The sequence below is a fragment of the Gordonia hongkongensis genome, assembly GCF_023078355.1.
Lineage (GTDB): Bacteria > Actinomycetota > Actinomycetes > Mycobacteriales > Mycobacteriaceae > Gordonia > Gordonia hongkongensis.
On record NZ_CP095553.1, the window covers coordinates 1 to 10,621 of the forward strand.

At 66.9% G+C, this 10,621-nt stretch carries 13 protein-coding genes; 3 read left to right on the forward strand and 10 right to left on the reverse strand.

Annotated features, from left to right (window positions below; translation table 11 throughout):
• Window positions 1-619 precede the first annotated feature (619 nt).
• The 10 genes from MVF96_RS23840 to MVF96_RS23885 form a co-directional block, all read right to left on the reverse strand.
• On the reverse strand, window positions 620-1,144 hold the full coding sequence (locus tag MVF96_RS23840) for a hypothetical protein (protein ID WP_247452187.1): 525 nt from the start codon (window positions 1,142-1,144) through the stop codon (window positions 620-622).
• Window positions 1,145-1,405: 261 nt separating this feature from the next.
• Complete coding sequence (locus MVF96_RS23845; RefSeq protein ID WP_247452188.1) at window positions 1,406-1,816, reverse strand: DUF3846 domain-containing protein; 411 nt, start codon at window positions 1,814-1,816, stop codon at window positions 1,406-1,408.
• Between the two features lie 225 nt (window positions 1,817-2,041).
• Window positions 2,042-3,181, reverse strand: coding sequence for a DNA polymerase III subunit beta family protein (locus MVF96_RS23850; RefSeq protein WP_247452189.1), 1,140 nt, complete (start codon window positions 3,179-3,181; stop codon window positions 2,042-2,044).
• Between the two features lie 216 nt (window positions 3,182-3,397).
• Window positions 3,398-3,820, reverse strand: a complete 423-nt coding sequence (locus tag MVF96_RS23855; RefSeq protein ID WP_247452190.1) for a hypothetical protein — start codon at window positions 3,818-3,820, stop codon at window positions 3,398-3,400.
• Window positions 3,817-4,140 (reverse strand): hypothetical protein, encoded by a 324-nt coding sequence (locus MVF96_RS23860; RefSeq protein ID WP_247452191.1) that lies wholly within the window; start codon window positions 4,138-4,140, stop codon window positions 3,817-3,819. Before MVF96_RS23860 ends, MVF96_RS23855 begins: the two co-directional genes overlap by 4 nt.
• Entirely contained in the window at window positions 4,133-4,813 is a 681-nt protein-coding gene (locus tag MVF96_RS23865; RefSeq protein ID WP_247452192.1) for a hypothetical protein, read from the reverse strand. The genes MVF96_RS23860 and MVF96_RS23865 overlap by 8 nt, the downstream gene beginning before the upstream one ends.
• Window positions 4,810-5,370 carry a hypothetical protein gene (locus MVF96_RS23870; RefSeq protein ID WP_247452193.1) on the reverse strand — a complete coding sequence of 187 codons (561 nt, stop codon included), beginning with the start codon at window positions 5,368-5,370 and terminating at the stop codon, window positions 4,810-4,812. Before MVF96_RS23870 ends, MVF96_RS23865 begins: the two co-directional genes overlap by 4 nt.
• Before the next feature lie 204 nt (window positions 5,371-5,574).
• A complete protein-coding gene (locus MVF96_RS23875; RefSeq protein WP_247452194.1) occupies window positions 5,575-6,612 on the reverse strand; it encodes a DUF4192 domain-containing protein in 1,038 nt (345 codons plus the stop codon).
• A 161-nt stretch (window positions 6,613-6,773) separates the two neighbouring features.
• Window positions 6,774-7,271: a hypothetical protein gene (locus MVF96_RS23880; RefSeq protein ID WP_247452195.1), complete on the reverse strand. Its 498-nt coding sequence runs from the start codon at window positions 7,269-7,271 to the stop codon at window positions 6,774-6,776.
• A gap of 13 nt (window positions 7,272-7,284) precedes the next feature.
• Window positions 7,285-7,776: a hypothetical protein gene (locus MVF96_RS23885; RefSeq protein WP_247452196.1), complete on the reverse strand. Its 492-nt coding sequence runs from the start codon at window positions 7,774-7,776 to the stop codon at window positions 7,285-7,287.
• A 288-nt stretch (window positions 7,777-8,064) separates the two neighbouring features.
• On the opposite strand from MVF96_RS23885, the gene MVF96_RS23890 reads away from it, so the two are divergent.
• The 3 genes from MVF96_RS23890 (at window position 8,065) to MVF96_RS23900 (ending at window position 10,610) form a co-directional block, all read left to right on the forward strand.
• Window positions 8,065-8,466, forward strand: a complete 402-nt coding sequence (locus tag MVF96_RS23890) for a hypothetical protein (RefSeq protein WP_247452197.1) — start codon at window positions 8,065-8,067, stop codon at window positions 8,464-8,466.
• Between the two features lie 118 nt (window positions 8,467-8,584).
• Entirely contained in the window at window positions 8,585-9,301 is a 717-nt protein-coding gene (locus tag MVF96_RS23895; RefSeq protein WP_007240528.1) for a hypothetical protein, read from the forward strand.
• Window positions 9,302-9,365: 64 nt separating this feature from the next.
• Window positions 9,366-10,610: an ImmA/IrrE family metallo-endopeptidase gene (locus MVF96_RS23900; RefSeq protein WP_083835978.1), complete on the forward strand. Its 1,245-nt coding sequence runs from the start codon at window positions 9,366-9,368 to the stop codon at window positions 10,608-10,610.
• Window positions 10,611-10,621 lie beyond the last annotated feature (11 nt).

Genomic DNA, 10,621 nt, shown 5'->3' on the forward strand with positions numbered 1-10,621 from the left:
TCCGGGGCGCAAGCGCCCCGTCGGGGTACGGCGCGCAAGCGCGCCCGAAGGGGCGCCGCAAGCGGCGCCGTGGTGGCGTGCGTTTCGCTGTCCCGCTTCCCATCGACCTACGGTCGATTGGTGGGAGTATGCTTGTGGTGCACTGTGTTTCATGTCGATAAGTCTAGCACGTTCAGACCGAGCAACGGTCCTCGACAGGGTCCGTGCCGGCCTGCGGCCGACCCTCACCCGATCCCGCCCGACTGTCCTGGCGGACGCTCTCAATACCCATATGAAACATACTACCGCACAACAGAATTAAAAACCATTGCCACACAACCGATTCCCTACGGGAATCTACGACTAGCGCGACTGTTCATTGCAGCTGCAACCAAAAAGGCCGGCGGATTTGCCCCGTCACGACAGCGGATCGCAGGTTTGCTATCGTCTACCGCGCGTGCTCTGACAGTTGCCACACCCAACGGGAGAACGCTCTCACAGGAAATGAGGGAGGGGGAACCCCCGAAATGCACCCCTCCCTCACCCTTCCTGTTCGCCTCTGAGAGCCTGGAACCCCGCCGTGGCGGGGTAGCCGAGTTGGGCGCTCACCTACCCCGCCACGGTGGCACTCAGCAGGCGACTAGACCCGGTCCCAATCGCTGATCGACGTCGATGTGAGCGAGAATGCGCCCTCGTTCAGCTTCTCCCGCACGGCGTCGTCGTCGATGCGCTGCTCCAGGCAATAGCTGTCCTGCTCATTGCGGGGGACATCAGAGGCCAGCACTGACACCTGCACCGTCACGTCGACGGTGACCTCGAGGTCGTCGACGCGGCCCTGCCAGCCGAATTGATCGCAGAACTGCTCGAATTGGCTGCACAGATCGTTGTCGTCGGCCCACTCGCACGCCGCCTCGTTGCGCGCCCGGTCTTCCCTCGCCAGCGTCGACGCCTCCTCACGGGCGGTGTCCCGGTCCAGCTCGGCGCGCCGCAACTCTTCCCGCAGACGCTCGACCTCGGCCTCGACCCGGCGCACATCATCGGCGGGCACCCACGCCCCCGCGTCGGTGATCGGGTTCGGCAGATTCAGCACACCCTCACCGATCGACGGCCACACCTGCTCGGCAGCGTGCCCGTTGTGTCCGTGGCTGACTTCCATTGTCGTCATGCGACTTTCCCTCCATGTGCCCCGGTGAGACCCTGATGTCTCGCCGGGTGGTCTGTGATGCTGTGCTGCCCGGTGATGTCGGCCAGCGTTAGGGCGGGGTGCCAGTGCCCGCACGGGGGCAGTACGGCGTCGTCCTGGTACGCCTCGGCGGGCCCGTCGAAACAGCAGTGCCCCGCGTGCGGGACCGTGCCCACCCGCCAGCACGCACACGCCGAAGGCGCGGCGTCAACGGCACGCGGAGCGGGCGCGGCAGGGCGGGCATCACTGCACCCCCGCCGGGGTCTCGACACCGCCCAGACCGGTGATCGCGGCGGCGACGTCGGGAGCCTCGACCTCATCGGCGAACCACGCGGCCAGGCGCGCGACCTGCTCACCGTTGAGTGAGACGGTCTCCCCCGCGTCGGTGGACGACGCGAACACCACCGGCCCCCAGATCACCGGCTGCCCGTGCAGAATCCCGTTGAGCACCGACGCCCACGCATTGACGGGCTGGGTGTAAGCGGCCTCATCATCGACCCACATATCGATGCCGCCGGGCAGGCGCACCACATCGACGTACCCGCCCACCCCGGCCTGCAACATGCTCAGCGTGTCGCCGCCCTCGGCGATCACCTGTGACACCGCGCCCTCAGTATCGATCCGCACACCCGACACATCCGCAGTCCTCGTCATGACGACCCCTCTCGGTTTAGGTGTCCGGCCCAGACCCTTATGTCTCACCGGAACTAACCCACACACTAACGGCACCCACCGACAACAATCCAGCACCGCCACAACGCAATAGACCGGACCGACCTCATACCGGGGTCGGCCCGGTACAGCCGGTCGGGCCTGCCGGGACGGCGCGGCGCCTGGCACCCCGATCGGTGGGTGCCGGCGCCCCGCTGGACCCCCGGTCTAGGCGGCCGCCGCCGTCTCGGCACCGGGCAACCGGACCGGCATCAACAGATGACGCACCCGATCGAACTCGATGGTCATCGGCCGCGACGTCGGCGCGGTCGGCGACCACGTCAGCTCGACCTCGCCCGGGGCGCACGCCAGCAGCGACGCCAAATACTCCGGGTTGTACCCGGCCACCACCCCGACCACGCGGTCGTCGACGTCGTGGGCGCCCACGTCGAAGGTGGTCGAGACCTGTCCGGTCTCGAGGTCGCCCGCCTCCACCCGCACACCGTCGGCCGACATCGTGACCCGCACCGAGAACACCGAGAGCTTCTTGAGCCGACGCGCGAGATCCGGCGCGGCGACCCGCGCACGCATCCGGTCATCACCAGCACCCGGCAGCAGGTTGCGCCACCGCGGGAACTGGCAATCCAGCGCCCGCACCACGACGTCACTGTCACCGCCGCTGACGCGCACCTGCCCGCCGTCGACGTACACACTCACCGCGCCCTCGCGCTTGGCCACCCGTCCCGCCGCCACGGCGAGGACCTTCACCGGCACCAACACCGGCCCGTCCAGCGTTACGGGGGCGGCCGTGGCCAACTCCGTTGCCGCCAGCCGGAACCGGTCGGTCGTCGCCAGCGACACCACCCCGGCGTCGTCGGCGTCGATATGCACACCGGTCAGCATCGGCAGCGTCACATCATCCCCGGCCGCCGGCGCCACCGCGGCCACCGCAGTGGCGAACACACCGGTATCGGCCACCAGCACCGCCGTCCCGCCGACCGTGGGCATCACCGGCACATCCTCACCCTTGGCGAACACCGCCACCGACGACCGCCCGTCGGGTCCGGCCACCACCAACCGGTCCCCGTCGCGCTCGAGCTCCACCACCCCGCGCCCCGCAGCTTTCACCGCGGCGGCGAGTTCGGGGAAGTCCACCGTGGTCGCCTCCAGACCTCCCTGCACCTGCGCGCGCACCACCACCCCGGCGTCGTAGTTGTAGTGGGTCAGCGTGCCCACCCCGCCGAGCGCGGCGATCGTCACCGTCCGCAACTGCGCCAACACACCGCGGCGCGCTGACAGTCCGGTCACCCGCTTCACATAGGCCAGATCCGCGGCCAACGAACGTCCATCCCACTGCGCAACAGTCATCACACTGTCCTCTCAGGAAATCCGGCGAGACCCTGATGTCTCACCGGAACTAACCCACACACTAACGGCACCCACCGACAACTTTCTAGCTGTCGCACAACGCAATACACCGGGCCGACCTCATACCGGGGTCGGCCCGGTATGAGCACTTGTCGACCTGCCATTTTGGGGGAGGCGACAGAGTGTCACCTCCCCCAAAATCCGATCAAAGTCGCCCTATCCGATGGGCGGCCACCCGGCGGGGACCTGGGCGCGTAGCGCCGAGTCGATCGCCGCGCGAACGTCGCCGCGATCAGCCCAATACTCACCATCGAGGTAGCGGAAGATCCGCCGTGGGCAGTTGCCGACAACCTCGAACATCACATCGTTGATCGCGTCCAGGTCGTTGTCGGCACCCAGATAGCAGCGCTCGCCGTCGGCCAACGCGAAGGTTTCGATCGCCGAGCACTCTTCGATGTCGACGTGGATCGCTACCCACCCGTTGCTGCACATCACCTCATACAGAGTGCGCAGCGCCGCCAACTCGGTATGGCGCTCAACGAGATTGCGCACCGTCAGATGCGACGACAGCGCCGCCCGCGCCCGCTCCCCTGTTTCGCTGAACACCACCGGAGTCGCCGCCTGCTGGTCGATGGTCACTGCGACTCACCTGCCCGCGTCACCTGGTAGCCCAGCGCGTCGGCGAGCATCACCATCAGTTCCTCACCCGACGGCAACGGATGCCCGGCCATGCGATTGGTGACCATGTCGCACACCGCATCGTCTTGCCCACACTGGCATTCGACGTTGGACGGGTAGGTGTCGTGGGTCGAATCCAACGCGCAGCCGTCGATGGTCAGCGGGTCGATGACCCACCGGTCCTGCGAGGGGTGGCGCATCAGGTACACCGACACCGCTTCCTCGATGTAGTGCGCGCCCGGGTCCTCGCCGTCGCGGCGCGGGTACTTCGCATCAGCCACGACGCACCCCCTCAGCGGCGTCGCGCACCCGTTTGAGGTAGTCGACCTCGTCCATCTCCAGGGCCGTCAGGAGCCCGGTGTCGCACGCCTCCGACGCCGCGCTGATCTGCCCGGCCAACCGCCGATGATCGGCCAGCGCCTCACTGAGGCCCAGCCAGGCCCTGTCCTGGCCGTCGGCGTCGACCTCGGCGCTGTCGGTGGTCGCCAGGTCGACGGTCTGCCAGAAGTCGACCGCGTCGGTTGTGGTCCCGGAGTCGGTGAACGTCGGCACCCAGTGCGGAGCGACGCGGACCAGATGTGCGGCGACCCATTCGATGGTGTCGCTGGTCCACTCGGCCTGACCGCCGAGGGCGGTCATCATCTGCGCGCACGCCAGCTGCGCGGCGCGGGCCGGGATCTGATCCGCGATCTCGCCCACGGTCACCACCGCTGGCGGGTCGTCAGGGTCGGTGATCACCGCCAGAGCGCTACGCGCCTCGGTGGGGGCCTCGGGGAACGCCTCGGCCTCGCGCTCGTAGGCAACGACCTCGCCGCCCTCGCTCCCCTCCTCGATGTTGTGGCCGGTGGCGACGTCCTGCGCGCGATCGGCATCGGCGGCGCGGACGCGGTAGCGGGTCGTGGTCGTCTCGGTGACCTCGACCGTGAAGACCGGCGCGATGTCGGGGGCGCTCACGCGGCGGCCTCGCCGTCGGTGCTGGCGTAGACGCACGCGACCTCGACGCCGTGATGCTGTCCGCAGCACCCGGTGACCTCCAGGACCCGGTCAGGGCGGTTGATGTGGCGGCGCGCATAGGTTTCGGCCTCGTCCAGGGCGTCGGCGCTGATCGCCTCGTAATGGGCTCGCATGTCGGTGACGCCGTCGACCTCCGGCAGCCCTGCGGCATCCCACATCCGTGCATACAGCCCGAACCCGTCATGACTCAGCGGCGCCCGCAGGCTCGCTTCCCGCAGCCCCAAGCACACCTCCACCGCCGTACCGGGGCGGGTGTCCTGCTCTTGGCCGACCCGATCGAGCAGTTCCCGGGCATAGGCCCGGTACACCGGTTCCACACTCAGCCGCTCCAGCAACTCGCCCGGCGGCCGGATCAGCGAGAACGAATGGAACAGCGCATCTGAGCGAGCTGGCCAGCGCCGCTGCGCCGCCGCGATCTCATCCTCTGCCCACTCGATCGAGGCAAACACATCCGCCAACGAATCACGGACCTCTGCGAACAACTCGGCAACATCCATCGCCACAACACCCCTTCGGGAATCGCCCGGCGAGACCCTGATGTCTCATCGGAACTAACCCACACACTAGCCGCAGCCACCGACAACAAACCAGCACCGCCACAACGCAATACACCGGGCGGACCTCATACCGGGGTCCGCCCGGTACGGCCCGGGCGCCGGCACCCTTTCGAGCGCCGGCGCCTCGGGGTCTGGGGCGGACGGTCAGGCGGGCAGGGCGGCGGCTACCGCGTCGACCTCGACCGGGACGCCGAGCAGTGCGAGCATGTCGGCGCTGGTGTCGAGCATCGACCGCAGCACGCTCGGATGCGCGCCTGCCCGCAGTGCCTCATCCAGCAGCCGCGCCAACGCCCAATCCGGATCCGCGGCGAGCGCCTCATCTAATGCGATACCGCTCATCGCGCCCTCACCGGCGACGTAGTACAGGTGCGCGAGCATCGTCGCCGCACTCGCCCGTACCGTGCCGATGGAGTGGCGGGCGATGTGCTGCCACAGATTCGCCGCGGTGTGGCGGTGCGCGGTCGTACCCGCCAACGCCAGCAACGCATCGCGAATGTCGAGGTCGCACAACGCGCGCCCGACCGCGGCCGCCGTCGCACAGTCCACCGGGCCGTCCAACGCGCCCATCACCGCTGCGACCGCAGCGACCGGATCGGTCTCGGTGTGACCGTGAGCGTCGAACCCATAGCCACCGCACGCGCAGCCGTCCGGACTGAGGTCGGCACCGACCCGGTCGCGGCTGGCGACCACCGTGCGGCCCTGCTCGACCGCGGCGCGGGTGGCCGTCGGCGAGGTGAACGGATCACCGAGCACCCCATCAGAGTCCGCGCCGTCGCGGGCCTCCTCTCCCCACACCGTGCACCACCGCTGGCCTTCGGCCATCGTCTCGACCACATAGCCCGCGTGCAGCCCGCCGCACCCGGCGAGGATGTCGTGCATCCGGTGCGCGAACTCCCGGTGCGCGGCGTCGCCGCGGCGCAGCCGGTCATCCACGATCACCGCCGCCACCGTGGTCACGCCATAGCCGGCGGTGATCGCCGCCAGGTCCCGCAGCGTCGCAAACACCTGCTCGTGCGCGCTGCCATCCGCGCGCCGAGCGAAGTCGTAACGCATCGTCGCCACCACACGCTCACCGCCGTCGGCGAACGCCAGAATCACCAGCGAACGGTGCGGGACGAAACCCAGCAGGCCCGGCACCGCCGTCAGCACTGCCGCCACCGACTGCGGCACTCGACTCGACACGCACTCACCCATCGAAATCACTCCCTCGATTCGGCCCGGCGAGACCCTGATGTCTCATCGGAACTAACCCACACACTAGCCGCCGCCACCGACAACAAACCAGCACCGCCACAACGCAATACACCGGGCGGACCTCATACCGGGGTCCGCCCGGCGTGCGATCAGAGGTTCAGCGGCACGTCTCCTGCCGGGTCGTCGCGTTCCTCACCGCGCCGTAGGTCGATCACATCGGTGTGGACCACGCTGGTGTAGTCACGGCCCAACTGGCGCAGCGCGGTCACCAACGACACGTGGGCTTCCTGCGCAGTGTCGAACGCGATCGGCCACCCACCGTCCTCGGTGAACGCCGGCGCCCCGTCGATCACCGCGTAGTAGCCGTTGTCCCCGCACTCGATCCAGCCACCCAGCCGCCCGATCGGGTTCCGCCTGGCCCAGTCCTGCGTCACCTGGCTGTACTGGCCCAGCTCGAGCTGCCACCCATGCCGTGCCGGGTGCGGCCGGATGCTCAACGCCCCGTAGTAGGCGCCGTCGATGACCAGATACACGTAGGTCTCGAAGCCGTCGAGGGCCAGGCGCAGCCTCTCATCGTCTTCGCCGTCGCTGGACAGTTCCAGAACGCCGTGTGCGGGCGTCCGTGGCTGTTGCGGTGTCGTCGTCACTTGCCTGCCCCTTTCAGCAGATCCGGAATCCGCCGCAGGCGGCGAGGAACTCGGCGAACTCGGCCACGTTCTCGGCGCTGAACGGATAGCTCGCATCCATCGGTGGGTGGGTTCCGACGCCGTTGCACGCGTTGCATCCGCCCCGCCCGGTCTCGGGGTCACGCGGGCGGTCCAGACCCATCTGCACCCCGACCTCATCGGTGCGCACCCCGGTGCCCGCGCACCACCGGCAGGTTTCATCCGGCAACGCTGCCAAGCGGGCGGTGTGGGCCTGTTCGTACTCGGCCACCGCCCCCGCAGCCAGATCGGCACGCAACCGCCCCGCCAGCTCGATCGAGGTCTGCTCGTCGAGCCCGTCACCGTCGTTGGACTGCCAGTACTCACACCCCGCAGCCAGCTCGGGATACCGCTCGCACACGAACTCCGCCAACGGCCGCCACCACCACACGTTGTTACGGAAGTACTCACCCACCGGCGCGCTCGGCGCCCGCCCAAACACATCCATCCCCATGCGGGACTCCTTCGGATCGAGGCTCCGTCGAGACCCTTATGTCTCACCGGAACTGATCCACACACTAACCCACACCACCGACAGCAAACCACCACCGTCACAACGTAATACGACGGTCTAACCTCATACCGGGGTCGCCCGGTACGGCCAGGCCCCTGGGATTCGCCGGCCCTCACAGGACCCACCAAAAGTCGCTGTCCCCACAACCGCCCGACCCGGCACAATGACCAGGTGGAACCACGTGCCCTCGTACGACTATTCAACCTCTCCGGAGCTGCCCGCATGCCCGTCATCGCTGAGGGTCTGCCCGCGATCGCCGAGCACGTCGCGGTCCTGACCGCCGACGCCGCGTTGCTGCGGGAGTCCGGCCGGCACCGGTCGGCCAAGGTGATCGAGCTTCTGGCTGATGAACAGGCGGGGTTGGCGATGATGCTGTTCGACGTCATCCGGGCCGGGAAGATCGCCAACGACAGGCTGGCAGCGCTACAGGGTCGGTTCTACGACCACCGGGCCCGAGCGATCTATGTTGCGGCGTATGAGGCCAGGCTGGATGACCTCGTCGAGGCGCAGCGATACGTCGACTTCTACCGCGACAGACGCTATCTCGACGGTCCGAACGACGTCGACTGGATCTTCGCATTATCTGTAGTTAGAGAGAATATCGACGGTTTAGATGCGTGTTGAGCTGGGATTATACCTATGTGGACATGTATCCTATTAGGTATGCAGTTGTCAGAGAATCTTCCGACACACCGGCGTGGCGGCGTGACTGATGTAGCAAAGTGGGGGGAATATTTCCCGCATGCCGCTACACGACAACCCGCAAGAACTGATCGAGCAGTTGGTGGTGCAGCACTCGCAGGTGCTGTCCGAGCTGCACGGGGATCTGATCGCCCGTCTGGGCGAGGTCGACGACAGATTCGTGGACCAGGACGACACCCCTCGACGAATCTCGGTCTCGGCCATATTGCTGGAGACTGTGCTGATGTCGCGGCGCCGTCGCCAGAGCGAGGAGTCGACGCTGCAATGCAAGGGCAGCAACGGGTTCAGTATCTTGCTGTACGACGGACGGGGCACCGAGATACGAGTGCGGCGTCATCCGACGGGTCCGGACGGCGAGTTGCTGCCGCTGTCGACCTACCAGCCAGGCGGGATGCAGATGAGCTTCGACGACGAGCTGGGGGCGCCGATCGTCGACGAGTCGTTCGAGGGGCCTATCGCCCCTTCGGGCTATCGATTGTATGTGTTGTGGTGGCCGGGAAGTCTGGCACTGGGTGGAGCGGTCCTGGCGGCGGGCGTGTTGACCAAGTACGACGAGATTCTTTATGCGACAACACCGTTGCCTTCGCCGGTGATGGAAGAGCGGACGACGTCGACAGGCATGGCCGGTGCAGTCGCAGGGAGTGTGCCGACGATCGCAGCGGCGCTGACGACGCCACCTCGTCGCCGCCGGTCCGACGAGGATTTCGCCGACGTGTCGGGTGCCGACGAGCACACCGGTTCGGCGGATCCGTCGTAGGCATCGGGCAAGGTGGTAGGCGCACGAATGGCCCCCAAGCTGATGTTGTTGAATCGAGCGCACAATGATCGAGATTTTTGGGGCCCGGGTACGGCAAGCGCGTGTGTTGCGGCGGTTAACGGCAACGTCGTTTGCCGACTTGATGGGCTGGACGAATGTTCGTCAGGCGAAGCTGGAGAAGTCGTCGGTGATGCTGTTCACCGATGATGAGGTGGAGTCTATGGCGAGGATATTGCGTTTCCCGACAGCATTTTTCGGTTCTGAGCCGCGTACTCGGGTGGCGACATCGGATTTGTTGTTCAGGGCTCCGAAGTCGATGACGAAAAGCGAGCAGGAGTCTTTGGCTGTGTTCGCGTCGCTGACGGGCGACTTCCTCGAGGACCTGGACGCGCAGGCGAAGTTGCCGCCGGTGCGGCTGCCGTCGGTTGGTTCTCGCGGCGAGCAGATGCCGGTAGCGCTGGCCGCAGCTGCGGTACGCGATGTGATGGGCCTCGATCGCCACGAGGAGATCGATGACCTGATGTACGAAGTTGAGCGTATTGGCGCACCGATTGTTGTACGTCGACGCATGGCCGGCGAGTGGGAGAGCGACTTCGCGGCGACGTCCTCGCGCACCGAACGTCATCAGGGATACTCGACGTGGGTGGGTCAGCACCGGGATCGGCCGTTGCTGGTGTTGCGGGAATCGGAGTCGTGGGAACGTACTCGGTTCACCGTCGCGCACGAGTTGGGACACCTGGTTCTGCACTCAGGACGCTCGTGTGACGTGGGTTCCGAGCAAGAGCAGGAAGCGAATCGTTTCGCTACGGAGTTTCTCGCGCCCCGGGAAGCGATCGCTGCGGAGTTACCGAAAGCGATGTCGCTGCTGAACCTCAAGCCGCTCAAGGACAAGTGGGGATTGTCGCTGGGTGCGTTGATCCGTCACCTCAACGACACCGGGTTGATCGACTCGAAGCGGGCCGACATGCTCAACCGGCAGATGCGTACTCGGAAGAATCCGGCGACCGGGCATTCGTGGAGTATGACCGAGCCTGGGTGGGATGAGCGTGTCGTGGAGCGGCCGCGGCTAATCTCGAAGTGGGTGGAACGCTGCTACGGGACGGTGTCGGTACCGATGCTCGCCGCACGCGACGCGAACGTGTTGGCTCCCGATGTGTTGGAGTGGTTGCTCGCGCTGCAGCGATCAGCGCCACCGTCACGACCCGTGCACTCCAGGCAGTCGATGTTGGTTGCCGAACCGTATGATCCGGAGTTCACGCCTCTTGCCCCGATCACCGATCTGGATTTGTGGCGCGACCGCCATGCCTGACAGTTCAGGGG